This is a genomic window from Acinetobacter sp. WC-323, assembly GCF_000314615.1.
Taxonomy (GTDB): domain Bacteria; phylum Pseudomonadota; class Gammaproteobacteria; order Pseudomonadales; family Moraxellaceae; genus Acinetobacter; species Acinetobacter courvalinii.
Map to the genome: position 1 here is coordinate 420112 of NZ_AMZS01000035.1, position 25813 is coordinate 445924.

Annotated in this window: 24 protein-coding genes; 15 read left to right on the top strand and 9 right to left on the bottom strand. The window is 42.7% G+C overall.

Annotation, left to right across the window (positions count from 1 at the left end):
- Positions 1 to 22: 22 nt before the first annotated feature.
- A complete protein-coding gene (locus tag ACINWC323_RS10700; protein WP_009510995.1) occupies positions 23 to 817 on the bottom strand; it encodes an A1S_2505 family phage non-structural protein in 795 nt (264 codons plus the stop codon).
- A 177-nt stretch (positions 818 to 994) separates the two neighbouring features.
- On the opposite strand from ACINWC323_RS10700, the gene uvrB reads away from it, so the two are divergent.
- From uvrB to proB, 8 genes are all read left to right on the top strand, one after another.
- On the top strand, positions 995 to 3019 hold the full coding sequence (gene uvrB / locus ACINWC323_RS10695; protein WP_005231641.1) for an excinuclease ABC subunit UvrB: 2025 nt from the start codon (positions 995 to 997) through the stop codon (positions 3017 to 3019).
- Between the two features lie 119 nt (positions 3020 to 3138).
- A complete protein-coding gene (locus tag ACINWC323_RS10690) occupies positions 3139 to 3723 on the top strand; it encodes a lipocalin family protein (protein ID WP_005231640.1) in 585 nt (194 codons plus the stop codon).
- A 97-nt stretch (positions 3724 to 3820) separates the two neighbouring features.
- A complete protein-coding gene (rarD, locus tag ACINWC323_RS10685) occupies positions 3821 to 4765 on the top strand; it encodes an EamA family transporter RarD (protein WP_009511127.1) in 945 nt (314 codons plus the stop codon).
- 255 nt (positions 4766 to 5020) lie between these two features.
- Complete coding sequence (locus tag ACINWC323_RS10680; protein ID WP_005231638.1) at positions 5021 to 6478, top strand: glyceraldehyde-3-phosphate dehydrogenase; 1458 nt, start codon at positions 5021 to 5023, stop codon at positions 6476 to 6478.
- A gap of 136 nt (positions 6479 to 6614) precedes the next feature.
- Positions 6615 to 7358: a hypothetical protein gene (locus tag ACINWC323_RS10675; protein ID WP_005231637.1), complete on the top strand. Its 744-nt coding sequence runs from the start codon at positions 6615 to 6617 to the stop codon at positions 7356 to 7358.
- The gene (locus tag ACINWC323_RS10670; RefSeq protein WP_005231636.1) at positions 7358 to 8038 is read left to right on the top strand and encodes a hypothetical protein; all 681 of its coding nucleotides are present in this window, start codon (positions 7358 to 7360) and stop codon (positions 8036 to 8038) included. The genes ACINWC323_RS10675 and ACINWC323_RS10670 overlap by 1 nt, the downstream gene beginning before the upstream one ends.
- Positions 8039 to 8233: 195 nt before the next feature.
- Positions 8234 to 9451 carry an Obg family GTPase CgtA gene (gene cgtA, locus ACINWC323_RS10665; RefSeq protein WP_005231635.1) on the top strand — a complete coding sequence of 406 codons (1218 nt, stop codon included), beginning with the start codon at positions 8234 to 8236 and terminating at the stop codon, positions 9449 to 9451.
- A gap of 15 nt (positions 9452 to 9466) precedes the next feature.
- Positions 9467 to 10600: a glutamate 5-kinase gene (gene proB / locus ACINWC323_RS10660; RefSeq protein WP_005231634.1), complete on the top strand. Its 1134-nt coding sequence runs from the start codon at positions 9467 to 9469 to the stop codon at positions 10598 to 10600.
- 25 nt (positions 10601 to 10625) lie between these two features.
- On the opposite strand, the gene ACINWC323_RS10655 is transcribed toward proB, so the two are convergent.
- Together ACINWC323_RS10655 and ACINWC323_RS10650 are read right to left on the bottom strand one after the other, a co-directional pair.
- Entirely contained in the window at positions 10626 to 11300 is a 675-nt protein-coding gene (locus tag ACINWC323_RS10655) for an HAD family hydrolase (protein WP_009511431.1), read from the bottom strand.
- On the bottom strand, positions 11267 to 12475 hold the full coding sequence (locus ACINWC323_RS10650; RefSeq protein WP_009511280.1) for a DUF1615 family protein: 1209 nt from the start codon (positions 12473 to 12475) through the stop codon (positions 11267 to 11269). The genes ACINWC323_RS10655 and ACINWC323_RS10650 overlap by 34 nt, the downstream gene beginning before the upstream one ends.
- 82 nt (positions 12476 to 12557) lie before the next feature.
- Here ACINWC323_RS10650 and dusB point away from each other — a divergent pair, with 82 nt between their 5' ends.
- Positions 12558 to 13583, top strand: a complete 1026-nt coding sequence (dusB, locus tag ACINWC323_RS10645; RefSeq protein ID WP_009511398.1) for a tRNA dihydrouridine synthase DusB — start codon at positions 12558 to 12560, stop codon at positions 13581 to 13583.
- 53 nt (positions 13584 to 13636) lie between these two features.
- Here dusB and oxyR read toward each other — a convergent pair whose 3' ends face one another.
- From oxyR to rubA, 4 genes are all read right to left on the bottom strand, one after another.
- Positions 13637 to 14542 carry a LysR family transcriptional regulator OxyR gene (oxyR, locus tag ACINWC323_RS10640; RefSeq protein WP_004773664.1) on the bottom strand — a complete coding sequence of 302 codons (906 nt, stop codon included), beginning with the start codon at positions 14540 to 14542 and terminating at the stop codon, positions 13637 to 13639.
- Between the two features lie 6 nt (positions 14543 to 14548).
- Complete coding sequence (locus ACINWC323_RS10635; RefSeq protein ID WP_009510686.1) at positions 14549 to 15493, bottom strand: alpha/beta fold hydrolase; 945 nt, start codon at positions 15491 to 15493, stop codon at positions 14549 to 14551.
- A gap of 83 nt (positions 15494 to 15576) precedes the next feature.
- Positions 15577 to 16758 (bottom strand): rubredoxin reductase RubB, encoded by a 1182-nt coding sequence (gene rubB, locus ACINWC323_RS10630; protein WP_032881361.1) that lies wholly within the window; start codon positions 16756 to 16758, stop codon positions 15577 to 15579.
- Positions 16759 to 16841: 83 nt separating this feature from the next.
- Entirely contained in the window at positions 16842 to 17006 is a 165-nt protein-coding gene (rubA, locus tag ACINWC323_RS10625; protein WP_004678010.1) for a rubredoxin RubA, read from the bottom strand.
- Positions 17007 to 17354: 348 nt separating this feature from the next.
- Between rubA and ACINWC323_RS10620 the strand changes: the two genes are divergently transcribed.
- Complete coding sequence (locus ACINWC323_RS10620) at positions 17355 to 17798, top strand: SRPBCC family protein (protein WP_009511173.1); 444 nt, start codon at positions 17355 to 17357, stop codon at positions 17796 to 17798.
- Positions 17799 to 17949: 151 nt separating this feature from the next.
- Positions 17950 to 19476, top strand: coding sequence for a lysine--tRNA ligase (gene lysS, locus ACINWC323_RS10615; protein WP_009511017.1), 1527 nt, complete (start codon positions 17950 to 17952; stop codon positions 19474 to 19476).
- 53 nt (positions 19477 to 19529) lie between these two features.
- On the opposite strand, the gene ACINWC323_RS10610 is transcribed toward lysS, so the two are convergent.
- On the bottom strand, positions 19530 to 20027 hold the full coding sequence (locus ACINWC323_RS10610; RefSeq protein ID WP_009510851.1) for a DUF2059 domain-containing protein: 498 nt from the start codon (positions 20025 to 20027) through the stop codon (positions 19530 to 19532).
- Between the two features lie 168 nt (positions 20028 to 20195).
- On the opposite strand from ACINWC323_RS10610, the gene ACINWC323_RS10605 reads away from it, so the two are divergent.
- The 4 genes from ACINWC323_RS10605 (at position 20196) to ACINWC323_RS0118945 (ending at position 25022) form a co-directional block, all read left to right on the top strand.
- Positions 20196 to 21647, top strand: coding sequence for a capsule assembly Wzi family protein (locus ACINWC323_RS10605; protein WP_009511467.1), 1452 nt, complete (start codon positions 20196 to 20198; stop codon positions 21645 to 21647).
- Between the two features lie 322 nt (positions 21648 to 21969).
- Complete coding sequence (gene cysD, locus ACINWC323_RS10600; protein WP_005231558.1) at positions 21970 to 22878, top strand: sulfate adenylyltransferase subunit CysD; 909 nt, start codon at positions 21970 to 21972, stop codon at positions 22876 to 22878.
- An 83-nt stretch (positions 22879 to 22961) separates the two neighbouring features.
- A complete protein-coding gene (cysN, locus tag ACINWC323_RS10595) occupies positions 22962 to 24575 on the top strand; it encodes a sulfate adenylyltransferase subunit CysN (protein WP_009511049.1) in 1614 nt (537 codons plus the stop codon).
- Positions 24576 to 24665: 90 nt separating this feature from the next.
- Complete coding sequence (locus tag ACINWC323_RS0118945; RefSeq protein ID WP_032881362.1) at positions 24666 to 25022, top strand: hypothetical protein; 357 nt, start codon at positions 24666 to 24668, stop codon at positions 25020 to 25022.
- A gap of 48 nt (positions 25023 to 25070) precedes the next feature.
- Here ACINWC323_RS0118945 and ACINWC323_RS10590 read toward each other — a convergent pair whose 3' ends face one another.
- Positions 25071 to 25628, bottom strand: a complete 558-nt coding sequence (locus ACINWC323_RS10590; protein ID WP_162137901.1) for a DUF2239 family protein — start codon at positions 25626 to 25628, stop codon at positions 25071 to 25073.
- Between the last annotated feature and the right edge of the window lie 185 nt (positions 25629 to 25813).

The window sequence follows — 25813 nt, forward strand, 5'->3', positions numbered from 1 at the left end:
ATCTGATTGGCTTTTTTGTTTTTTAATGGCGATTTAATGGATGTTGTATTTCTAGTTCACCACGCCACAGCTTGATAAAATCATATTCATCAATATCGTAAAGCTCCATCAAGGCAATAATCACACTGACAAAAATCATTGCGCCTTCCGAATTGTCATGGAAATTAAAAATCTTGCCGTTGAGCTTGCCAAGAATATCGCTGATTTCATGTTCACGGCCACGTCCATAACGGTCACGTGGATAAAGCTCTTCATTTAAAACCACCAGGGCAATGGCTTTTTCAGCTGCTGTTAAACTGGTTTTATCCAGTGCTTCTTCGAAAGATTCATAACCATGATTAAAGTAGAAAATCACTTCATCATTAATAAAGGCCTGCACAGTGGCTGCGGTTAAGTTGGGAAATTGTGAAACCGCATCTTCTTCAATATAAGGACGGAATGATTCGGGGAAAATCACATTGGAATGGATGCCTTTAAATAATGGTGCGATTTCAGAGACTTTATAGCCGGCGATACCACAACCTAAAGCCGTCAAAAAGTATTTCATTTTTGCATGGTTCTTGGCATAGATTTTGAAGTCATCGACATAATGCTCGATCTGGGCGAGTGGCATTTGTTGTAAATGTTCATTCAGGGTGGGTATTGCAAAGCTTTGTCCAGCCCAACCACGACCAGCCCCTGTGACTGCTGCAAAGTGCTGTGCTGCAACGCGGGCGGCGCCGCTATCGTGTATACCCGCCAGATTACTGCCAAAAACAAAGACTGTATCTTCTGGGAGTTCCGTTACAATTGTTTCGTCGTGGTATTGGTAAGACATATTTTTACCATTGAAATCGAGTATAACTTCATGTTGCAGTTGATTAGGCAGATGGTCAAGTAAAATCTAAGAAATTACATGGCACAAAAGATTTCATAAAATCATCGATGCAACACTTTAAATCAATAACATTTTCCCCCATAAATAGAGATTAAGTTTTAGTGTAGGAATGAGCTTGTGAGCGAAAACCAGCCTTTTGAGTTAGTCACCAATTATCAACCTGCGGGCGATCAACCTCAGGCCATTGAGAAATTGGTCAGTGGTATTAACCAGGGTTTTCGTAATCAGTTGCTGCTTGGGGTAACCGGTTCAGGTAAAACCTATACCATGGCCAATGTGATTGCCCAAACCCAACGTCCAACCATTGTAATGGCACACAATAAAACCCTTGCAGCTCAGCTGTATGGTGAGTTCAAGGCCTTCTTCCCGAACAATGCGGTAGAGTATTTCGTCAGTTACTACGATTACTATCAACCTGAAGCCTATGTGCCATCTTCAGATACCTTTATTGAAAAAGATTCGGCGATCAATGATCACATTGACCAGATGCGCTTGTCAGCAACGCGTGCTTTATTAGAGCGTCGTGATGCGATTATCGTGGCTTCGGTTTCTGCGATTTATGGTCTGGGTGATCCGAATGCCTATATGCAAATGCTATTGCATATCGTGCAAGGTGATCGGGTCAGCCGCGATGACATTATTCGCCGTCTGGTGGAAATGCAATACACCCGCAATGAGCTGGAATTCTTGCGCGGTACTTATCGTATTCGCGGTGAAATTATTGATATTTTCCCAGCCGAATCGGATAAGGATGCAATTCGGGTCGAATTATTTGATGATGAGGTCGATTCGATTCGCTGGTTTGATCCATTGACCGGAAAACTGGTACGTAAAGTTCCGCGGGTAACGATTTATCCAAAAAGTCACTATGTTACGCCGAAGGACCATTTAACCCGTGCCATTGATACCATTAAAGATGAGTTGAAAGACCAACTGAAATTTTTCAAGGATCATGACAAATTACTGGAAGCGCAACGTATTGAGCAGCGGACCCGTTATGATCTGGAAATGATGCAACAGCTCGGTTATACCAACGGGATCGAGAACTATTCACGCCATTTGTCTGGTCGTACCGCAGGTGAGGCGCCGCCAACTTTATTTGATTATGTGCCCGAAGATGCCTTGCTGATTATTGATGAGTCGCATGTGACGGTACCTCAGATTGGTGCAATGTATAAAGGTGACCGTTCGCGTAAAGAAAATCTGGTCAATTATGGTTTCCGTTTACCAAGTGCTTTAGATAACCGTCCAATGAAATTCGAAGAGTGGGAGCGAATCGTTCCGACCACAGTGTTTGTGAGTGCCACGCCAGCACATTATGAACTGGAAAAATCCGAGCAAATTGTGGAGCAGGTGGTTCGTCCGACGGGACTGATTGATCCCGAGATTGAAGTACGTCCGGTGTTGACCCAGGTCGATGATGTTTTGTCCGAGATCAATATTCGTAAACAGCTGAATGAACGTGTGCTGGTGACTACCTTAACCAAGCGTATGGCGGAAGATTTAACCTCCTATCTTAAAGAGTATGGGATTAAAGTCGCTTATCTGCATTCGGATATTGATACGGTGGAACGGGTCAAGATTATCCATGAATTACGTACTGGCGTGCATGATGTACTGGTCGGGATTAACTTGTTGCGTGAAGGTCTGGATATGCCCGAAGTTTCTCTGGTGGCGATTCTGGATGCTGATAAGGAAGGTTTCCTGCGTTCAGAACGATCCTTGATCCAGACCATTGGGCGTGCTGCACGTAATGTGAAGGGTAAAGCGATTTTATATGCAGACCGGATTACCGATTCTATGCGTAAGGCCATGGATGAAACCGAACGCCGTCGGAACAAGCAGATTGAATTTAATGAAGCACATGGCATTACCCCGCGTAGTGCAGTCCGTCAGGCGATTAAGGAAATTGATACTGGTGAAGTGCTGACTGATGAAGAAATTGATGAAAATGTACTTGAGCAGGCGCAAGCGATCAGTGCGGATGAACGGCATTTATTGTCTGATCCAAAACTGTTTGCAAAACATATCAGCAAACTGGAAAAGGAAATGCTGAAAGCCTCGAAAGAACTACAGTTTGAGCAGGCAGCACGATTGCGTGATGAAATCGTGCGTTTAAAAGCACACATGTTGCAATCTTAATTGCGCAGAGAAACCCTCAAAAGTGATACATATCGCAACAGTTTTTGTTTATTAAATAGGCTATTTTGAAGTGCTAAGTATATGACTATTGATAACAAATTTTGTTTTGAGGATTTCTCATGCCATTGATTAAGAATTTCCCGAAAGCCAGTTGGCGTTTAACAAAGATTGCAGTGGGTGGGGTGGTTTTAACTGGGTTAGCGGTTGGGACCATTGCTTATGCACAGGCAAAACCTTTACCGACTGTTGAAAAAGTAGAACTGGATAAATATCTGGGTGTCTGGTATGAAGTCGCCCGAAAACCGATGTTCTTCGAACGAAAGTGTGTCTATAACATTACTGCCACTTATACCCTCAATGAAAATGGCAATATTGTGGTTGATAATAAATGCTATGACAGTGAAGGAAATCTACAGCAAAGTGTGGGTGAAGCTTTTGTTGCCAATGCACCATTTAATACCAAGTTACGGGTGAGTTTTTTACCTGAGGTGGTGCGCTGGGTGCCGATGGCACGTGGCGATTACTGGATTTTGAAACTGGATAATGATTATCAAACCGTGCTGGTAGGAGAGCCGCGCCGTAAATATTTATGGGTATTGTCGCGAACACCGAACCCCCATAAAGACACTATTCATGAATATTTAAATTATGCGAAATCACTGGGCTATAATATTAGTGATGTGATTTATCCCGAACATCGTTAGAATAGACTTGTTTAAAAACCATGCATGCATGGTTTTTTTATTTTTAGATAGTGGATAAATCACGAATTTTTTTAATTTCCCCATATAGAGGTTCAAAGTGGTTAAAGGTATCGCTTATTCAGTTTTGGCTTCTATTACATTTGGGGTGTTATATTTTTATACCCAACTGCTGGGCGCACTGGACAGTGAGCAGACCTTTGGCTGGCGGATTATTGCGACCTTGCCGGTTTTAACCCTGTTTATGTGGTTGACTGGCGATTTGATCCATATCAGAACCATCTTTAAAAGAATTTTAAAAAAGCCGATTTTATTACTTTTTCTAATGACCACTTCGGTCCTGACCTCAGCGCAGTTATGGCTGTTCCTGTGGGCACCGATGCATGGACGGGGTTTGCAGGTGTCATTAGGTTATTTTCTTTTACCGCTGGTGTTGGTCCTTGCTGGAAGTTTCCTGTACGGAGAGAAACTGTCTAAATTCCAGTATGTCGCTGTATCTTTTGCGGTATTTGGAGTGGGGCATGAGATCTGGCGTCTAGGCAGCATGGCCTGGGAAACTGCACTTGTTGCGCTGGGTTATGCAGCCTACTTTATTCTGCGTAAAAAAATCCAGACAGATAACCTGGGTGGCTTCTGGTGGGATCTGTTGATTATTCTTCCGGTCGCCATCTTCTTTACCCAAACTGGCGATGCTTCTTTTGCCAAGTTTCTCGAACATCCAGGTCTGATTCTTGTCGTAATCGGTCTGGGATTATTAAGTGCCATTGGTCTAGGCAGCTATATTCTGGCCAGCCGTTATTTGCCACTGATTATTTTTGGTTTGTTGGGCTATCTGGAACCGGTGCTGCTGGCACTGGCATCTTTGCTCATGGGAGAGAAAATTGGCGCAGAAGAGTGGCTGACTTATATCCCCATCTGGTTAGCGGTGCTGGTATTGGTGATAGAGGGAGCAGTCCATCTTTATCAGCAAAATCAGCGTAAAAAACAGTTGGCACTCAATCTGCAGCAGTATTCGAAACGTGTCGATCTGAACGATAAGAGCTAAAAAATCTGCGAATACGACAGGAATTATCAGTAAAACTGTTATGGCTGTGATGTAAATCACAGCTATTATGATGAAAGAAAAAGATTTTTACCTAAATTCACAAAAATAATTATAGGTATTTTATGAATTTATAGTCAATTAGGACAAAATCTTAGCTCGTTGAGCAGCTTTTGATTCAATCTTGATGATAATTCTATTACAATTATGGCGTTTTAAAAATTCACGCCCAGTATATATAAATTAGAGGACGTAACAGTGAGCAAAGACACTATCATTGCCCTACACGCAGAACACCAAGGTCGTTGGAAAAACCGTGAAGAAATCGCGGAACGTATGATTACCTTAATCGGTCAATTATACCGTGAGAAAAATATTGTTGTTTCTGTTTACGGCCGTTCTTTAATTAACCGTTCAGTGATCCAGATTTTAAAAACGCATCGTCGTACACGTATGCTTGATGTTGAACTTTCTGTGGTGAATACCTTCCCGATTCTGGAAGCGTTAATGAAAGTTGAAAACATCGGTTCTGCTGAAGTGGATATCGGTAAACTTGCGGTTGAATATAAAAATGCAGGCGGTGATGTAGACGCTTTTGTTGCTAACGCTGTTGCTTCAATTCAAGGTAACCCAACTGCTGGCGCGCCTAAAGATGTTGTACTTTACGGTTTTGGTCGTATCGGTCGTATCTTGGCTCGTTTAATCATTAGCCAGTCTGGTTTAGGACGTGGTTTAAGCCTTAAAGCAATCGTTGTGCGTAAATCATCTGATGGTGACTTGGCGAAACGTGCTTCATTGTTACGTCGTGACTCTATTCACGGTACTTTTGACGGTACAATTTCTGTAGATGAAGAAAACGAAGCAATCATTGCCAATGGCCAGTTCATCAAAGTGATTTATGCATCAAGCCCAAGCGAAGTGGACTACACGGCGTACGGTATCGAAAATGCACTTTTGATCGACAATACGGGTAAATGGCGTGATGCTGAAGGCCTGAGCCAACACTTGCAATGTGCAGGCGTTGCGCGTGTTGTATTAACAGCACCAAGTAAAGGCGAAATGAAGAACGTTGTATTTGGTGTGAACAACGGCGATATCCTGGATGAAGACAAAATCATCTCTGCTGCAAGCTGCACAACCAACGCAATTACCCCTGTATTAAAAGTTTTAGACGACAAATACAAAGTATTGAATGGTCACGTTGAAACCGTTCACTCTTTCACAAACGACCAGAACTTAATTGATAACTACCATAAAGCTGATCGTCGTGGCCGTGCTGCAACGTTGAACATGGTGATCACTGAAACTGGTGCTGCGAAAGCGGTTGCGAAAGCTTTACCTGGCTTAAAAGGCAAGTTAACAGGTAACTCTGTTCGCGTTCCAACACCAAACGTTTCGCTTGCCATCTTGAACTTAAACTTAGAGAAAGAAATTGATCGTGAAGAAGTGAACGAATACATTCGTCAAATCTCGATCAACTCGAAGTTACAAGGTCAAATTGGTTATACCAACTCAACTGAAGTGGTATCAAGTGACTTTATCGGTTCACGTACAGCAGGTGTGTTTGATGCGCAAGCAACCATCGCTTCTGGTACACGCTTAACTGCTTATGTTTGGTACGATAACGAAGTGGGTTATAGCTGTCAGGTATTACGTATTGCTGAACAAATGTGTGGCGTAAGCTATACCAAAGTTCCTGCTGAAACAAATGCATAATTTGTTTGCATCGCAATAAAAAAAGCCCGGTTTTAAACTGGGCTTTTTTAATGACTGTACAGAATATATGCTGAATAAAACATAAAAATCGATGAGAATGCAGGAAAAGGGACATAATTAAACAAAGGATAGATCATTGTTGCAGTTTAGACGTTTATTCGTAGTATTTGCTCTGATTGTGGTGGCCAACTTGTGTGGTGTGTATATCGCAATGTGGGTGTTCAAGCATTTTAATATTTATATCCCCTTAAAGAATCAGGATGTGGCGATTGATCTGCAAGAGCCGCTGCAAGTTCGCGTCAAAGTGAAAGATGCGCTTAATGTCGATGTGAACGGGCGGGTAAATGCCAAGATTCCAATTAACGAGCAACTGAATGTACCGCTGACCCAGACCCTGACGCCACGGGTGTACTTCGATAGTCAGGTTCCAATCAGTACCACCATTCCTGTCAAAGAAACCATCAAGGTGAATCAAAGTCTGCCGATCGATACCAAGGTACAGGTTAAAATTCTGGGTAAGGACGTGACGTTGCCTTTAAAAGGCTCGATTCCTTTGCAACTGGATGTACCGATTGATATTCAGGTGCCATTACAACAAAAAGTACATTTGAAGTTTGATGCGCCAGTACGCACAGTGCTCAAGGAAAATTTAAATATTCCGTTAAAAGCACAACTGAATGCCAATATTCCCATTCAAGGCAATTTAAATGTACCGATTACCTCGGAACTGAATGCTTCTGTGGATGTAAAAAATACCTTGCCTGTCAAAATTGCGCAGGGAGAACTCAAGATTCCTCTATCCAGCATGTATCTGGGACGTGTAAAAACCCAAGCGGTTGATGAACCCGCAACGCCAACTGACGTCAAGGTAGGTGAGTGATGGATATCACCAAGTCAGTAAAAAGTATGCTGATCAGTTTTGTGATCGTGACTACCTTGGTGGCGATCTTATTCTGGTTTTATTTGAATATTCAGGCTTCATTAATTGTATCTGCCCAGCAGGCGGATATTCGCTTGCCTGAATCACTAGCTACTAAAATTCAGGTCGGGGATCATTTAAGCGCCAAGTCTCAAGGACAACTGGATACTGTGCTGGATATTGACCGTAGTTTGTCCTTACCTTTATCAGGTAAATATCTGGCTGATCTCAGTTTTGAAGTTGAAACACCGATTACCGTCGATATTAACTATGAAACTGTTCTAAAAGTTGATGATGTGGTACCGATTGAGACCAATACCGATCTGATCTATCAAAATAAATTATTGCCGAAATTTCCTTTGAGCCTGAATATTCCAGTAAAGCTGGACATCCCATTTCAATTGAAACGCACCTATACCGTACCAGTAAAAATCGTATTTGATGGTCCGGTGCATTTTGCCTTTGATGAAACAATTAACTTACCGGTCAAACATCAGTTTAAACCCAGCTTCTATATGAATGATGCGATTAATATGAGTAAAATTTCGTCTTTTGATGCCATCATGTATAACTCGGTACAGCAGACCAAAGCCAATCTGGATATGCAAATGGCCTTACCTTTAAAAAATGTAAAACCATAATTGATATTTTCCAGTTGTTAAAGAATGAGGCGGTAAATCTTCTGCATAAATTGATATTTTTCGGTGCTGAATTGTTCAATTTGAATATTCAACCCAGAATAAATTTAAAAAAATCAATTTGCTGATTTTTCTATTCGAGAATTTTCTTAAAATGTGGCAAAATACCCCGTTTTAAAGAATTCAGAGGATTGGCACATGCGCTTTGTTGATGAAGCAGTCATTACCGTAGAGGCTGGCGACGGTGGCAATGGCGTAGCCAGTTTTCGCCGTGAAAAATTTGTCCCTTTTGGTGGCCCGGATGGCGGTGATGGGGGACGTGGCGGAAGTATTTACATCCAGGCGGATGATGATACCAGCACACTTGTAGATTACCGTTATACCCGTCGTTATCGCGCAGAACGCGGTAAAAATGGTTCGGGTGCAAACTGTTCAGGCCGTGGCGGTGAAGACGTTATTTTAAAAGTACCAGTCGGTACAACCATTGTTGATACTGAGTCTGGCGACATTATTGGTGACCTGGTTGCTGATGGTCAACGTGTCAAAGTTGCCCAAGGCGGTGATGGTGGTTTAGGCAATACTCACTTTAAATCATCAACCAACCGTTCCCCGCGTAAATGTACACACGGGATTAAAGGTGAGTACCGCGAAGTCCGTCTAGAGTTAAAAGTACTCGCAGACGTTGGCTTGTTGGGTATGCCGAATGCAGGTAAATCGACATTTATCCGTGCAGTCAGTGCGGCAAAACCAAAAGTTGCCGATTATCCGTTTACTACAATGGTACCTAACCTAGGTGTGGTCGATGCCGACCGTCACCGTTCGTTTGTGATGGCGGATATTCCAGGATTGATCGAAGGCGCGGCAGAAGGTGCAGGTCTAGGGATTCGCTTCCTCAAGCATTTGGCACGTACCCGTATCCTGTTGCATATCGTTGATGTTCAACCGATTGATGGTTCAGATCCAGCTCATAATGCCAAAGCGATTCTGGGTGAATTGGTTAAGTTCTCACCAACCTTGGCAAAACTTCCAGTGGTATTGGTTCTAAACAAACTTGACCAGCTCCCAGAAGAATCTAAAGAAGAGTGGTGTCAGCACATTCTGGATGAATTGCAATGGCAAGGCCCTGTATTTAAAACTTCTGGTTTGATGTCTGAAGGCACCAAAGAGGTGGTGTACTATTTAATGGATCAAATCGAACAACAACGTGAACGCGAAGTTGAAGATCCAGAATACGCAGCAGAAGTTAAAGCATTCCGTGAGCAGCTTGAAGCTGAAACACGTGAACAAACCATCGCAGCTAAAGAAGCCTATCGTGCTATGCGTAAAGCTCAGCGTGAAGCTGGTCTGGACGATGACGAAGACTTTGATGACGATGAGGATGAAGGCGATGTAGAAAGTATCTACATTCGTGACTAGTGAATCGAGGGAAAAATGATAGAAGTGGTCGATGGGCAACGTCAGCTCAATGCGTGTAAACGAATCGTTGTTAAAATCGGATCATCTTTACTCACTGCAAATGGGCAAGGTTTAGATTTAAATGCAATTTCGCACTGGGCGAAACAGATTGCAGATCTACACAATGCCGGACATGAGATTATTCTGGTGTCTTCAGGTGCAGTTGCAGAAGGGATGGTACGCATGAAACTTGCGAGTCGACCCACCGATCTACCCAGTTTGCAAGCTTGTGCGGCGATTGGCCAAATGGGCCTGATCCATACCTGGTCAAGTGTGCTTGATCAGCATGGCATCCAGACCGCACAGGTTTTACTCACGCATGATGACCTTGCCGATCGTCGTCGTTACCTCAACTCATGTGACGCTTTGCAGAACCTGATTGACTGGCATGTGATTCCGGTGATTAATGAAAATGACACCGTCTCTACGGACGAAATCCGTTTTGGTGATAATGACACCTTGGCCGCCATGGTCGCGGGTCAGGTGCATGCAGAATTACTGATTATCCTGACTGATCAGCAGGGGATGTTTGATTCCGATCCACGTAGTAACCCGAATGCGAAACTGTTTTCAGCTGTTCGGGCGCTTGATGATAGCCTGTTCGAAATGGCAGGCGGCGGTGGTGTGCTGGGTCGTGGCGGTATGGTCACCAAGGTCCGTGCCGCACGTCTCGCAGCGAGATCAGGTTGCCCAACGTTAATTGCCAGTGGTGAAAGTGACAATGTACTGGCACGCTTAATGGCGGGCGAGATGTTGGGCACGTTATTTACCACAGACAATGACCGTGTCACGGCACATCAGCAATGGCTGGCAGCGCATTTGCAAACGGCAGGGCGTTTAGTGATTGATGATGGTGCGGTTGAAGCGATCAAGCGCAAGCACCGTAGTTTATTACCGGTTGGCGTAAAAGCGATTGAAGGACATTTTGATCGTGGTGATGTGGTGGAATGCGTCGATAAAAACGGTGCTCGTATTGCGGTTGGACGTGTCAACTTCAGTTCACGTTCGGCAGAAATGATCAAAGGTTTATCATCAGAAAAAGTCTATCAGGTGTTAGGTGAAGCACGTTCGTTAGAAATGATTCATCGGGACCATATGGCGATTTATTAAATGGCCATCGATAAAAAAGCTCGCTTTAGGCGGGCTTTTTTATGTCGACTGATTTTGCGTATTTGGCATCCAGGACGGGTAATCCTTTTTGTTCGCCCATCATATAAGGGTAGTCTGCCAGTGAAAGCATCTCTACATCTTCTTCACTGTTGCCATAAGCATAAACCGCATGATAATCATTTAAATCATACTTTTCTAAAATGCGGATTTTCTTCTGTTCGCAACTACAGTCTTCGGAGCGATATTTTCCTGTTAACAGACCATCTTTGGTTTCGGTCTGGGTGCAGATTAAATCAATCTTGAGCATATCGCAGATTGGAATTAGATAAAGATCAACCGAAGCGGAGACCAGTACCACATGATCACCGCGTTGTTGATGCTGCCGAAGTTGATTAAGTAAATCCGGATCTAATTTTTTGAATAATTTTTGAGTATATTCCTGTGCTAATTTTTCCACAACGTCGATCGGCGTGTCCTTAAACATGGTTTCGAATAGACGTGGCCGCATGGCATGCGCAGGGTAGAGACGTAAATAGTAGGCCTGAATCCACGGCAGGATTTTCAGGCCTCGTTTCACAATATGACGTTTTGATAGCGCAAAGAAAATAAATCCCGTAAAACTGTCTTTGGGATAAAGTGTTCCATCAAAATCAAATAAGGCAAGATTTATAGTTTTATACGTTTCGCTCTTTGCATGCATGCTTCATATCTTCCATTTACACGACTTGCGAACCAATTGGTATTGTAATCACGGCTGAGTTTAGGTCCTGAAATAACCACCTCTGGCATAATTGCATAAATTGGTTCTTTATTGGTTTTAGTTTGATAGAGTTTTTGAACCGCTAGGTAAGTCTGTGTATCTTCAAATTTTCTCTCTTTTTCTTTCTTTAAATCCGCACGGATCTGACGTGGCGTGACCAGCACCCGATTGCTGGTAAATGCAGCAATGATTTCTTTTTCTGACTGGCTCAGGGCGGATTGCGGATTACCATCTTTATTATAAAGTAATAAGTCACCATCTAAATCAAGATCTTTATCTTGTATCACTTCAAGCATTTTTTGGAAAGCAGCATTACGGCTGGAATACATCCCCGAGTTATAGTCTGCAAAGCGGTAAATGGCTTTGTCATAATCCGCCGAATATTCCATCAGGCGATGTATCCCATAATATAAGCCGCCGTATTGGGTATACAGGTCATCACGCAATTCTGCAATATTGCCACTTTGACGCTTATGCTCTTTGGCATAGTTAATGTGTACCTGCATTGAACCCAGTGTGGTGATCGGATTCATTTTTTCGCCAATGTCCTGGCCAATTAATTTAGCAGCACCAGTTAAGGCGCTGACATGATAATGCTTTGACATGTAGTCAAAGATTTCACGATAAAGCAAATCCAGCTCACGTTCGGTTTTTACCCTGCGCATCTGACTCATGTAATTATTTTCAGGAGAGGGCTGATTTTTCAACACATCTTCAAAATAACCTGCGACGGTGCCACCAATGATTTCACCTAATTTGGCTTCAAATTTCTCTTTAAGTCGGGTATTGATTTCCTGAACTGCTTTTTGCCCTAAACCCGGGACAGTAGGGTCGGCAACAAAGTTAGATTCCTGATCGACGACTGCCACAATGCTACACACATTTTGCTTGGATTTCGGAATGCTTAATTGTTGCATGATATCAAAAATATCCTGCGACCAGGATTCACGGTTATTTACACGCGGCGGAAGAACTTTTTTAATCTGTTCTACCTTCATTTCAGGCTCTTTACTATTTGACCACCATGAACTATCCCCACAAGCGGTTAAACTTATGCTGATTGCCAACAGGCTAAATGTTTTGAGTAGAGGACGAGTCGAAACAGATTTGTTCATAATGAAGACAACACCGCACAAAAAGATGAGCCGAACGGGCGAATGAAGTATACTATGTTGGTCAGAAATTGTAAGAAAATATATGTATATTGGTTCATATCAACTGTCAAATAATTTGATCGTTGCCCCAATGGCCGGCGTAACAGATCGTCCATTTAGAACACTCTGTAAGTACTTTGGTGCAGGGCATGCGGTCAGTGAAATGATGACTGCAGACAAGACTTTGCGCATGAGCAAGAAGAGCCTTTATCGGGCGAATTTCGACGGTGAGCTGGCGCCAATCTCTGCACAAATCGCAGGTTCTGATCCTGAACAACTGGCGGAAGCGGCACGTTATCAGGTGGCAAATGGGGCGCAAATTGTTGATATCAATATGGGTTGTCCAGCCAAAAAAGTCTGCAATAAACTGGCCGGTTCGGCGTTATTGCAAGATGAAGATCTGGTCGCCCGTATTCTGGATGCCGTGGTTGCAGCCGTTGATGTGCCTGTCACTTTGAAAACCCGTTTGGGCTTTTTAAATGGTCATGAAAATATTTTACGTGTGGCCAAACGTGCCGAGGAATCGGGAATTGCTGCCTTAGCTTTACATGGTCGTACCCGTGAGGATATGTATTTAAATACGGCACGTTATGAACTGATCAAGCAGGTGAAACAGCTGATTGATATTCCATTGATTGCCAATGGTGATATTGATAGTCCTGAAAAAGCCAAATATGTGCTGGATTACACCGGTGCAGATGCCATTATGATCGGGCGTGCTGCTCAAGGCCGACCATGGATCTTTCGGGAAATTGCCCATTACCTCAAAACCGGTGAGCATCTGGCTGCGCCAGATATTGCAGAAGTCAAAGCAGTGTTATTGGGACATTTGGCTGAACTGTATGCATTCTATGGTGAATATTCGGGTTGTCGTATCGCGCGTAAGCATATTGCCTGGTACACCAAAGGTTTACGTTCAAGTAACGAGTTTCGCCAGAACATGTACAAAGTAGAAAATACCGCGGATCAGGCAAAAGTCGTTGAGAGTTACTTTGATCAATTACTGGATCAAGGGCTGCGGATGAGTGATGTGCAGGCTGAGCAAGTCAATTTGCTGGATATCAAATAATTAGTCTTGTTGATGTAAAAAAGCCTGTAATCAATTACAGGCTTTTTATTGGATTATTCTAAGTGAGCCGTGATTTTTTGCAGAATTTGCAGAATCACATCAAATTCACTTTGTAACGGCGTACTTTTACGAGTCACTAAAGCCAATGTACGGCTTGGTGCAGCTTCGATTGATTTCACATCAATGTCTTCATTAAAGTGAATCATGCTGTTTTTCAAGGCAATCTCAGGTAACAGGGTAAAGCCAAGATCTGACGATACCATTTCTACCAGTGTTGGCAATGAGCTTGCTTTTAAGCGGTGATCATTTTTACGCTCACCGACAGGGCAGGCACTTAAGGCATGGTCACGTAAACAATGTCCTTCTTCAAGCAACATCAGGCGCGATAAATCCAGATCATCGAGAGAGTTTGCATTTGCCGCATTGGTATCTTTTTTGTTGTACACCAGGAACAAATGTTCTTTCGCGATTTCGGCAACTTTAAGGCTGCGTGTATCGAAAGGAAGCGCCAGTACAATCATGTCCAGATTGCCATGTTCCAGCTTTTCTACAATCTTCTCGCTTTGCGCTTCATGCAAATGCAGCTGAATTTTTGGCAGTTGCTGGTGTACTTCTTCCAATAGCTGCGTCAGGATAAAGGGTGCAATGGTTGGAATAATACCAAGATGCAAATCACCTGTGAGCGGTTCGCTCATTTCACGACTTAAGCGCATCAAATCCTGAGCATCGGCAAGCAGTACACGCGCACGCGCTACCACCTGTTCACCTAACGGTGTTAAACGGACGTTTTGACGATCACGCTCAACTAAGACGCCACCTAATAAGCGCTCTAATTCCATGATGCCGCCAGACAACGTCGACTGGGTGACAAAGGAACGACGCGCTGCTTCAGTAAAATGTAAAGTTTCTGACAACGTAACTAAATATGATAGCTGTCTTAATGAGGGTAATGCAGCCATAGAGTCCTAGTGTGATGATCTAAAGTGGTGAGCAAACAAACCACTAAGTTGCGGAATGAAATGTGCAGGAATATCATGCCCCATTCCTTGGATTAATTCAAACTTAGCACCAGAAATTGCTTTTGCAACAGCTTTCCCGTGACTTGGCGGTAACAGTCGATCTTTTGATCCGTGTACAACCAGCGTCGGCTGAGTCATCGTTTTGTTCAATGGTAACAGAGAACCCGTACATAATATTGCTAAAAACTGTTGAAGTACACCCGCTGGATAAAAACTACGACGATATAATTTGCGAATGGTTTGAATTGATTCAACCGGATTGACATAACCTGGCGAACCAATAATACGGAAAACATTCAGGCTGTGATTGATAATAGTTTCTTCATCGTGTGCGGCAGGCTTGCCGAGCAGGCTGAAAAGTTGTTTCGGGTAGGGCGGTGGCAAAAGCGGTTGATTATTGCTGGTAAATAATAAGCCAACCTTTTCTACTTTTTCGGGATATTTTGCTGCAACAATCTGTGAAATCATGCCGCCCATGGAAGCACCCAGAATATAGGTTTTCTCTAGGCCAAGCTGATCCATCAGCATCGCGACATCATCCGCCATATCATAGAGTGTGTAGGGCGCACCTTCATTACCCAGACCAAACATAAAGCGACTCATCAATTTCATGGTGTTGAGCCGTTTGCCTTTATTGCGGACTTTAGAAGAGAGACCGATGTCACGGTTATCAAAACGGATGACACGGAAGCCTTGATCAATCAGTGCCTTACAGAAAAAATCAGGCCAGAATAACATTTGAGCACCTAAGCCCATGACCAGCAGAATTGTTGGATGTTCAGGGTTGCCGCCAATTTCAACATGCAACTCAATGCCATTGCCCAAAGTGACTTTGGTTTCTTGCATAAAGGAGGCATAAGGCGACACATTAAACTGGAGGGCACTGTTCATGATCTTGGTTCCGAATTGAATTCTTTTTATAACTTAAGGGCTTGCCGGACATTCTTTTCTCAGCAAGCCCTCGTATTTAAACCCTAAACCTGTGCTGGAATCAAGTCCGGAACCAGTTTAGTCAAGGTTAAACGCTGTTTGCCCGCAGTTGCACCTAACAGCACAAATCCTCTTAGGGTGCCTTCGCCATCTGCTGCTTTCGCGAGCATACCATCATCGAACTCTTCAGTTTCCCAGTTCACTTCAACATCCAGTGGCGCTGGTAATACCGTTAACGGTGCGGCAGGGGTTTTTACTGCAACGGGCATAGCCGGATAGTGAACTGCAGTGGTTTGACCACTCAGGGTTTTAGCTAAAGCACGGGCTTGTTGCATAATTGGCATAACGAATGGGAGCAGGGTACCATTTACTTCAGCACAGTCACCCACGGCATAAATATCCGCCTGGCTGGTTTCTAACAAGGTATTGGTAATGATGCCACGGCTGGTCTGAATATCTGCAGCTTTCGCTAAAGCAATATTTGGCTGTAAACCGATGGCAGAAAGCACAATATCTGCAACTAAGGTCTGGCCATTGGCTAAAGTGACTGCATAGTCTTCGCCATCATTAATTTTCGTGACTTTTTCAACCGTGGTTGATAGCGCAAATTTAATGCCTGCCTGTTCCAGGTTGGTTCTGAATGCATCTGCGACATGATTAGGGAGTAAGCGACCTAAAGGCTGTGGCGCAAGGTCAATCACCGTCACTTCATAATCACTGTGCAGTAAGTCATTGGCAAATTCACAGCCAATCAGACCTGCGCCCAGAATCACCACACGTTTGTCTTTACGTTTCGACAGATTTTCACGGAAAATACGATAGTCAATCAGTGAATTCACCACATGAATGTCTTCACTACCATCACCAGCGATGGCTAAACGGATGGGATTGGCACCGACTGCAAGGACCAATTTTGAATAAGGCTGGGCAATGCTTTCACCATTTTTTTCTAAAATAATTTCATGTTTTTCGGCATGGATTTGTTTGACCCAGGTTTCCGCTTCGATGCGCATATTCAATTGGGTGGCCATTTTTGCCGCATCACCGAGCGCGATCTGTTCCGGTGCTTTTTTACCTGCAAAGGCATTGGATAAGGTTGGTTTCGCATAATTTACCGCATCGTCCGCGCAGATCATGACCAGCTCTTGCTCTGGGCTTAATTTGCGAAATTCTCGTGCAACGGTATATCCAGCCATACCTGATCCGATGATGACGATAGGGTGCATTATATTCTCCAGTATTTTCTTATTTAAAAATGAATGCTCAGAAAAAAAGACCATGATTTTCATAGTCTTTTTTTCTTTAATCTTTAGATTTCAACCATTTCAAAATCAGCTTTTGAAACGCCGCAATCTGGGCAAGTCCAGTCATCAGGAATATCTTCCCATTTGGTCCCTGCTGCAATGCCGTCTTGTGGCCAACCTTCTGCTTCGTCGTAAATCCAACCACAAACGATACATTGATATTTTTTCATGTGACTCTCCAAACTGATCGGTATGCTCAAGTTGCCTTTCAGTAAAACTATTCCGTAATGTCGCTATGATCGCTGCAAGAGGAACTAACTTATGTTAATCGGGAATTAGATTTTTACGCAGAACGACATTTAAGTAAAGTAAATGCAAGAGTTTAATCATTTATTCAAAAAGCGATATGGCAATTCTATCTGAAAGTCTTGTTATTTGAGCAATTGCTCTAAAATTTTATCGAAAGTTCAGGACTTATATAATGAAAAAAGCCAATCGTATAAAAATAGTATGTATAAAAAACAAACATTCAAAATCAAGTTATGATGAAGAAAACAACGATAGAAGGAGAATAACGCATGGAAACCTTATCTTATAATATTAAAATTTATGCGACCCCTGAAAAAGTCTGGCAGGTGCTTTGGTCTCCTGAAAGCTATCCAGAATGGACCAAATTCTTTGCCTGCGACTCCACCATGCAAAGCGACTGGAAAGTGGGGGGTAAAACCTATTTTGGTGATGGTAAAGGCAATGGCATGGTCTCTACCATTGAAAGTCTGGATGAACCGAAACAAGTTGTGTTTAAGCATCTGGGAATGATCCAGAATGGTCAGGAAGATCTGGAAAGTGAAGAGATCAAGACTTGGGCGGGTGCCTTGGAAAAATATATGCTGTTTGATTTTAATGGTGAAACCCAGTTGCACGTTGAAGTGGATATTCAGCCAGAGCATGCCGAATTCATGAATAAGGGCTTTGATCAGGGACTCGCCATGGTCAAACATCTGGCAGAAAAAGAGGGCTGATTTGGCTGGTTGAACAGGGCAAATGCTTGTGTCATCTGTATTCAAAATTGATAAATATTCATTTTTTTGAATTGTCTGATTGAAATAATACGAAAATGGGTTGTGATCTGCTATTCTACGTCACTTCATTTTTTACTTAATCGAGGCAGAGATGACGCAACAAAACGCTCAATCGACTTCTGAACAAACACTTTCCGAAAACGATTTAATCGCACAGCGTCATGCCAAGTTAAAGCAAATCCAAGAGACTGCAAAACAAACGGGTAAGAGCCCGTGGCCAAACACGTTTAAACGTGAACACTATACAGCTGATTTGCAAGAACAATTTAAAGATCAAGATAAAGCACAAATCGAAGGTGCTGAAAAAGTTTATGTCAAGGTTGCGGGTCGTGTGATGTTGAACCGTGGATCATTTATCGTGATTCAGGACATGACCGGCCGTATCCAACTGTATGTTGACCGTAAAGGTTTACCGACAGATGTTTTAGAAACGATCAAGAGTCTGGATCTTGGCGATATTATTGCGGCTGAAGGTTATATCGGTCGTTCTGGTAAAGGTGACTTATATGTACACCTTGAAGGCTTTGAATTGCTGACCAAATCACTACGTCCACTGCCAGACAAATTCCATGGTTTAACCGATACTGAAGCGAAATATCGTAAGCGTTATCTCGACCTGATTGTCAACGAAGAAACCCGTAAGACCTTTGAAATTCGAGCCAAAGTAGTGGCGGGTATCCGTGCATTCTTAACCAATGAACGTTTCATGGAAGTTGAAACGCCAATGATGCATGTGATTCCAGGTGGCGCATCTGCAAAACCATTCGTAACCCATCACAATGCCCTGGATATGGAGCTTTATCTCCGTATCGCACCAGAACTTTATTTGAAACGTTTGGTTGTGGGTGGTTTCGAGCGTGTGTTTGAAATTAACCGTAACTTCCGTAACGAAGGTGTTTCAACACGTCATAACCCGGAATTCACCATGATTGAATTCTATCAGGCTTATGCTGATTATAAAGACTTGATGGTATTGACTGAAAACATGCTTGAAAAGCTGGCAGTTGATATTTTGGGTAGCACTGATGTGCCGTATGGTGATGAAGTGTATAGCTTCAAAGGCCCATTCAAGAAAATCTCAATGTTTGATGCGATTCTTGAACATAACCCAGATTTCACTCCTGAAAATGTCAATGATCGTGAGTTCTTGGCAAAATTCACTCAAGAAGTGTTAAAAGAGCAGGTTAAACCTGGATTCGGTTTAGGCAAGTTGCAAACCATCGTGTTTGAAGAAACGGTAGAAACTAAGCTACGTCAGCCAACATTCATTACTGAATATCCAGCTGAAACCTCACCGCTTGCACGCCGTAATGACGACAATCCGCATATTACCGATCGTTTCGAATTCTTTATCGGTGGTCGTGAGTTAGCCAATGGCTTCTCGGAGTTAAATGACCCGATTGATCAGGCTGAGCGCTTCCAGGCACAGGTTGCTGAAAAAGATGCTGGTGATGATGAAGCCATGCATTACGATGCTGACTTTATTGAAGCGTTGGAATATGGTTTACCACCAACAGCAGGTCAGGGGATTGGGATTGACCGTTTGGTGATGTTGTTTGCCAACGCACCAAGTATCCGTGATGTACTGTTATTCCCGCATATGCGCCGTAAAGACTAATCCTCTTTCTAAAAAAGCCACGTTTAGCGTGGCTTTTTTTATGCTCGCATGCGTTATTCAGCTTGCATTTCTTTCGCAAATTTTTCTGCGGCCTGCATAATTTTAGGCGTAATCGCATCCATTTGTTTATAGCCCACTTGCATGCTTTTTTGCATCACGATTGGCATTTTATCAATGGTCGATTGCCCTACAGGCGTTTTATAGAATTGGATCATGCCGTCAATTTCTTCTTGGGTAAATTCTTCGGCGTAAATTTTAATCATTTCTGGTTCTAGTTTTGCCCAGGTCAATTCCTCTTGCATAATTTTGCCGAGTTCCTGAGAATAATTGACTAGAGCAAGCTCTTGTTTTGTGGTGAGCTGTTTACCTTGAGTAAATTTTTCAATACTTGAATGCATCATGTTACTGATCTGTGGACTCATTTGGCCCAGAAACTGTTCTGACTTGGTGATTTTTAATAACTGCTTTATAGAATCTTTTGAAGCCGGTTGCGCAAACGCGGGTATGGAAATTACAGTGCCTAGAATAAAGGTTATAAACAATTTTTTCATGATTTAATTTCGTTGATGTTATAAGTAAAATGAATGGTACTGATCACTCATAATTTTTGTCAATTTGATCTTGCATGTTAAAAAATGTAATTGTTCCGTTTGGTGATTGAAAAGTATGTTTAAACCAACGATCATGTCTGCATAAATAAATTTGAGAACAGTCTGGACATGTTTTTAAAAAAATCGCTTTGTATCGCATTATTTGCTGCTCTTTCTTCCCCGGTATTTGCTCAGGGTCTTGTACTCAACGATGAAAATTTAAGAACAGATTTAAACTGGTTGAACCAGCAAGGTGTCATTCAAATCAGCACATCGACTTGGCCAATGAGCGGTGATGAGATTCAACGTGCATTATCCCAAGCCAAAGTAAGCAATAACACGCAGCAGAAAGTGATTAACTCTGTATTGAATGCATTACAGGCAGATAATGCTACTGTCAAAGTCGGTTTGCATGCAGGTACTGATCTTAAAACGGTTCCTCAAGCTTTTGGTGATAATCAGAAATCCCAATATCAAATCGCTGCTGAATTTAATGCCGGTGGCGAGAACTGGGATGCCAAACTACGTGTCAATGGTGAGAAAGATCCATTGATTGATAATGGTCATGATGCCAATGTCGAAGGTTCATATATCGCAGGTAAACTGTGGAACCAATGGGTGATTGCCGGTCAGATTCCAACCTATTGGGGCCCTGGCCATGATGGTAGCTTGATTCGTGGTGATGCCAGTCGTCCCGTGTATGGCGTGACCGTGCAACGTGCAGTACAAAATGCATTTGAGACCAAGTGGCTCTCTTGGATCGGGCCGTGGCAGTACCAGGCTTTTGCAGGACAGTTAGATGACTACACAGCCGTTCCAGACACCAAATTGATTGGTTTGCGTTTAACAGCACGCCCGTTCCCGGCTTTAGAACTCGGTGCTTCACGCGCGATTCAGTGGGGTGGTGAAGGACGTCCTGAAAGCTTAAGCTCTTTATGGGATGCCTGGACAGGAACCAAAGACAATGGCGGTACGGGTAAAGCAGATCCATCTAACCAGATTGCAGGCTTTGATGGGCGTTTGTTCTTACAACCTTTATTTAATGTACCTGTCAGTTTGTATACGCAATTTGTAGGTGAAGATGAAGCGGGGGGTCTACCTGCAAAATATATGTACCTTGCTGGTGCTGATTACTCCTCAAGCTATAACAATATGCCGTACCAGCTTTATGCGGAATGGGCAGATACCCGTACCAACGGCGAAGCGAAAGGCATTTCATATAGCCATACCACCTATAAAGATGGTTACTACCAGCATGGATTCCCGCTAGGACATGCCATGGGCGGTGATGGTCAGATGTATTCGGTGGGTGGTGATATCCGTTTTGATGTGATGAATCGCCTAGGTGGACGCGTGATCTACGCTAAAGTAAGCCAGACCCAGCGCGTTCAAGACAATAATGCTGCATTCCCTGAAGCCGATACCATCAAAGGTCTGGATTTAACCTGGACCCACTACCTAAAACCAACCATTCCATTGAAAGTGAATGGCTGGGTAAGTGACTCAGATCGCGATGGACGTGATGGTGGTGTTTCTGTAGGCGTTGAAATTCCATTGGAAACCAAAATGTTCCGCTTCTAAACAGAGCTGAGCTGTGAAAAAAAGAAGTCCTGATGGGCTTCTTTTTTATTTATTCATGTGAAATGGATTGTTTTGATATTCCAGATTGTTATTTTCATATCATAATTTTGCATATCAATATGAAAAAACAAGCTAAAGAACTGCATCTAAATTATTATAATGAATATCCTTTACTCGATCGTGAAAGTAACACGAGTAAGAATCTCGATATCATGAAAAATTGGAGTTGTTATGGCACTCGTTCCTCCACACAGTCTTCAAAGTGGTGGTTTGATACCACTTATAGATTTTATGGATAGCATGGATAAAGGAGGAATTGTACATGACTGAAAATAGATTAACGCACCTCAAGCAACTTGAGGCAGAAAGTATTCATATTATTCGTGAAGTTGCAGCTGAATTTGAAAATCCGGTAATGCTTTACTCGATTGGTAAAGACTCAGCCGTGATGCTGCATCTGGCACTTAAGGCTTTCTATCCAGCAAAACTTCCATTTCCGCTATTGCATGTCGATACTGGCTGGAAGTTTAAAGACATGATTGCGTTCCGTGACAACATGGCAAAAACCCACGGCTTTGATTTAATCGTGCATCAAAATGTAGAGGGGCGCGATGCGGGGATTAATCCGTTTGATCACGGTAGTTCAAAATATACCGACATCATGAAAACCCAAGGTCTAAAACAGGCCTTGGATAAATACCAGTTTGATGCCGCTTTTGGTGGTGCGCGCCGTGATGAAGAAAAATCACGTGCCAAGGAACGTGTCTATTCATTCCGTGATAGTAAGCACCGTTGGGATCCTAAAAATCAGCGTCCAGAACTTTGGAACCTTTACAACGGTAAAGTGAACAAAGGCGAAAGTATTCGTGTCTTCCCGTTATCGAACTGGACCGAGCTGGATATCTGGCAATATATCTATCTGGAAAATATCCAGATTGTTCCTCTTTATTTCTCTGCAGTTCGTCCTGTTGTTGAACGCAGTGGTACGTTGATCATGGTGGATGATGAACGGATGCGCTTAAAAGAGGGCGAAGTTCCACAAATGAAATCGGTACGTTTCCGTACGCTGGGCTGTTATCCGTTAACAGGTGCAGTGGAGTCTGAAGCAGATACCTTGCCTGAAATTATTCAGGAAATGCTTTTAGCGACCAGTTCTGAGCGTCAGGGTCGTATGATCGATCACGATGAAGCGGGCTCGATGGAAAAGAAAAAGCAAGAAGGTTATTTCTAATTTCCTTAAGCAAGTCCCTCTTTTTAAAGAGGGATTTAGGGAGATTAAAAGCGATTTCTAAAGAATATGTGGAGTTTTGAGCAATGTCTCATCAATCAGATCTTATTAGCCAAGATATCTTGGGTTATTTAAAACAACATGAACAAAAAGACTTATTGCGTTTTTTGACTTGCGGTAACGTCGATGATGGTAAAAGTACCTTAATTGGTCGTTTACTTTACGATTCAAAACTGATTTATGAAGATCAGTTGCAAGCCGTTACCCGTGACAGTAAGAAAGTCGGAACGACAGGTGATGCACCTGACCTTGCTTTGCTGGTTGATGGTCTACAGGCTGAACGTGAGCAGGGAATTACCATTGATGTGGCTTATCGTTATTTCTCGACAGAAAAGCGTAAGTTCATCATTGCCGATACACCTGGACATGAACAATACACCCGTAACATGGCGACGGGCGCTTCCACTGCCGATCTTGCGATTATCCTGATTGATGCGCGTTATGGTGTACAAACCCAAACCCGCCGTCATTCATTTATTGCAAGCTTGCTCGGGATTAAAAATATCGTTGTTGCGATCAATAAAATGGACTTGGTCGAGTTCTCGGAAGCACGTTTCAACGAAATTCAGGTTGAATATGATGCTTTTGTCAATCAACTCGGTGATCGTCGCCCTGAAAATATTCTGTTCGTGCCAATCTCGGCATTGAATGGCGATAACGTGGTGAACCCTTCTGCAAGTACGCCATGGTACAAGGGTCAAACCTTGATGAGCATTCTTGAGTCTGTGGAAATTAAACGCGAATCCAATAAACAAGAATTCCGTTTCCCGGTTCAGTATGTAAACCGTCCAAACCTTGATTTCCGTGGTTTTGCCGGAACGGTTGCATTGGGTGCAATTAATGTGGGGGATGAGATTGTTGCATTGCCATCAGGCAAGAAATCAACGGTAAAAGAAATTGTCACCTTTGATGGCAATCTTGAGCAGGCCGTTGCAGGACAGGCTGTGACTTTAACCTTAAACGATGAAATTGATATTTCTCGTGGTAACGTTTTAGTCCGTGCGGGCGAGCAGCCTTTGATTTCGCGTAGTGTACGTGCTTCAGTGGTATGGATGAATGAACATCCGTTGGTGAAAGGCAAGCTGTACAACGTCAAAATTGGTACGCAGACAGTGCCTGCTAAAGTCACTGCGATTAACTTCCGTGTCAATGTCAATACCTTGGAACATACGCAAGTTGAAGAGCTTGAGTTGAATGCCATTGCAGATGTTGTGGTTGAGTTTGATGCAGCCGTGGTCTTCGATCAATATCAAGACAGCCGTTATACCGGTTCATTTATCTTTATTGACCGTTTAAGCAATGTCACGGTTGGTGCCGGTATGGTTGAAGCGGCAGTTGAATGGACTGCGCATAGCAATCCTGTGACTGCGGAAGATCGTGCGGCGCGTTTAGGTCAAAAGCCTGCGGTGATTGGTGTGTCTGCGTCGTTGATTGAGAAAGCTCAAGCTTTAGAGAGTCTATTGATTCAGCAAGGTGTGGTTGCGATTGCGAAAGCCAATTTAACAGCTGAGCAAATTGCATTGTTACGTGAAACAGGTGTGGTGATTATTACCACAACTGTTGAAGGTACGGATACAGAAATCACGGCTGAAACGGTTGAAGAAGCAGCTGAGAAAGTTGTGGAGTTGGTTCGTCTTTAATAGGCAGAACTGATTTGAAAAAACCCGCGTAAGCGGGTTTTTTTTGTATTGTGTATACTCTATATTTTTATATAACTACATTTCTAATAGATGAAACTTGAAACCCTTAATAAAAATGCTGAATTCTATATCGCTTCACTAGCTCTGGGAGTTTTAGAGGGAATGAAACAGGGTGTTCTTTCTCCTGAAGCTGGAATATGGTCTTTAGCAAGGTCGAGCTTTTCTAATGAATTCTTAAAATCCACAATAATTTCTGACGATCTAAAATATGTAATTGCATGTTTTGATGAGATTGATGCTTTATCTAACTTTGATGGTGGAGAGGTAAAGCAACAGAAAATGATTGATGAATTGAAAGAGCGATGTCTAAGTTGTTTGCAGAAAGTTGATTATAAAAATATTGATATGAAAATGACATCTTCAATAAGTGATGAAGATGATTTATAGGTTAAGTCTGATTGTTCCACTTATCGAAAAGGCGGAACAATCAAAAAATTAAAAAATATTTTGGGTTTTTTGGATTAAATATTCTTTTAGATCTTTAGGATAATCCTGAATCATTTTCAAAAAGACTTCCCGATCACCTTGATATAACGCGCGGGTTGCTTCTTCGTAGTTGGGCATATTGCCTAACATCGCTGACATAACGCGATCAGTGGCTTGTTTAGCCAGCATGATATTACTTTCAGATGTTGGGTCATTCAGTTCCTTATCAATCAGTTTGCGAATCACTGCAGATGCGCTGGCACTCTGTTGATCTAACCAGTCCCAATGTTTTTTCTGTAAGGTAATTTCACGAGAGATCACACCGAGTTTTGGACGGCCAACTTTCTTTTCCGGTTCAGGTTCGCTATAGCGCTGCTGAATCTGTTGCTCAGCACCTGAAAGGTCAAGGTCGATTTGTCGACCTGTTTGATCATTAAAAATCAGGATCGTCTCGGCAGTTTCACCAAGTTGTTTGAGCTTTAATGCAATGTCAGCAAGTTGCGCTTGAGCAATCAATGTATAGCCTGAAAAAGCAGTATAGGTCGGTTGAGTATTCATTTTATTCACATAGTTTTATACGGGTAAAATAATATTACCAGGGTAAAAATAAATTAGCAATCACATTGATCCATCTTCTCAAAGGGATTTAAGCCAGTTAGGCTAAATTCTGGAAAACCGATCTAAAAAATAATGCAGATAGAATGCCAATTTTCATTTTTATTCTGCGTTGATCGCGCTTTTATGAGACAATG

Bases quoted from the DNA above. Each gene is read 5' to 3' on its own strand.
- rubB (WP_032881361.1), bottom strand. From the start codon at position 16,758: ATGCACCCTATCGTCATCATCGGATCAGGTATGGCTGGATATACCGTT.
- cgtA (WP_005231635.1), top strand. From the start codon at position 8,234: ATGCGCTTTGTTGATGAAGCAGTCATTACCGTAGAGGCTGGCGACGGT.
- dusB (WP_009511398.1), top strand. From the start codon at position 12,558: ATGTATATTGGTTCATATCAACTGTCAAATAATTTGATCGTTGCCCCA.
- lysS (WP_009511017.1), top strand. From the start codon at position 17,950: ATGACGCAACAAAACGCTCAATCGACTTCTGAACAAACACTTTCCGAA.
- ACINWC323_RS10700 (WP_009510995.1), bottom strand. From the start codon at position 817: ATGTCTTACCAATACCACGACGAAACAATTGTAACGGAACTCCCAGAA.
- ACINWC323_RS10655 (WP_009511431.1), bottom strand. From the start codon at position 11,300: ATGCATGCAAAGAGCGAAACGTATAAAACTATAAATCTTGCCTTATTT.
- ACINWC323_RS10605 (WP_009511467.1), top strand. From the start codon at position 20,196: ATGTTTTTAAAAAAATCGCTTTGTATCGCATTATTTGCTGCTCTTTCT.
- ACINWC323_RS10620 (WP_009511173.1), top strand. From the start codon at position 17,355: ATGGAAACCTTATCTTATAATATTAAAATTTATGCGACCCCTGAAAAA.
- ACINWC323_RS10650 (WP_009511280.1), bottom strand. From the start codon at position 12,475: ATGAACAAATCTGTTTCGACTCGTCCTCTACTCAAAACATTTAGCCTG.
- ACINWC323_RS10670 (WP_005231636.1), top strand. From the start codon at position 7,358: ATGGATATCACCAAGTCAGTAAAAAGTATGCTGATCAGTTTTGTGATC.
- rubA (WP_004678010.1), bottom strand. From the start codon at position 17,006: ATGAAAAAATATCAATGTATCGTTTGTGGTTGGATTTACGACGAAGCA.
- ACINWC323_RS0118945 (WP_032881362.1), top strand. From the start codon at position 24,666: ATGAAACTTGAAACCCTTAATAAAAATGCTGAATTCTATATCGCTTCA.
- oxyR (WP_004773664.1), bottom strand. From the start codon at position 14,542: ATGGCTGCATTACCCTCATTAAGACAGCTATCATATTTAGTTACGTTG.
- ACINWC323_RS10635 (WP_009510686.1), bottom strand. From the start codon at position 15,493: ATGAACAGTGCCCTCCAGTTTAATGTGTCGCCTTATGCCTCCTTTATG.
- ACINWC323_RS10610 (WP_009510851.1), bottom strand. From the start codon at position 20,027: ATGAAAAAATTGTTTATAACCTTTATTCTAGGCACTGTAATTTCCATA.
- proB (WP_005231634.1), top strand. From the start codon at position 9,467: ATGATAGAAGTGGTCGATGGGCAACGTCAGCTCAATGCGTGTAAACGA.
- cysD (WP_005231558.1), top strand. From the start codon at position 21,970: ATGACTGAAAATAGATTAACGCACCTCAAGCAACTTGAGGCAGAAAGT.
- ACINWC323_RS10690 (WP_005231640.1), top strand. From the start codon at position 3,139: ATGCCATTGATTAAGAATTTCCCGAAAGCCAGTTGGCGTTTAACAAAG.
- cysN (WP_009511049.1), top strand. From the start codon at position 22,962: ATGTCTCATCAATCAGATCTTATTAGCCAAGATATCTTGGGTTATTTA.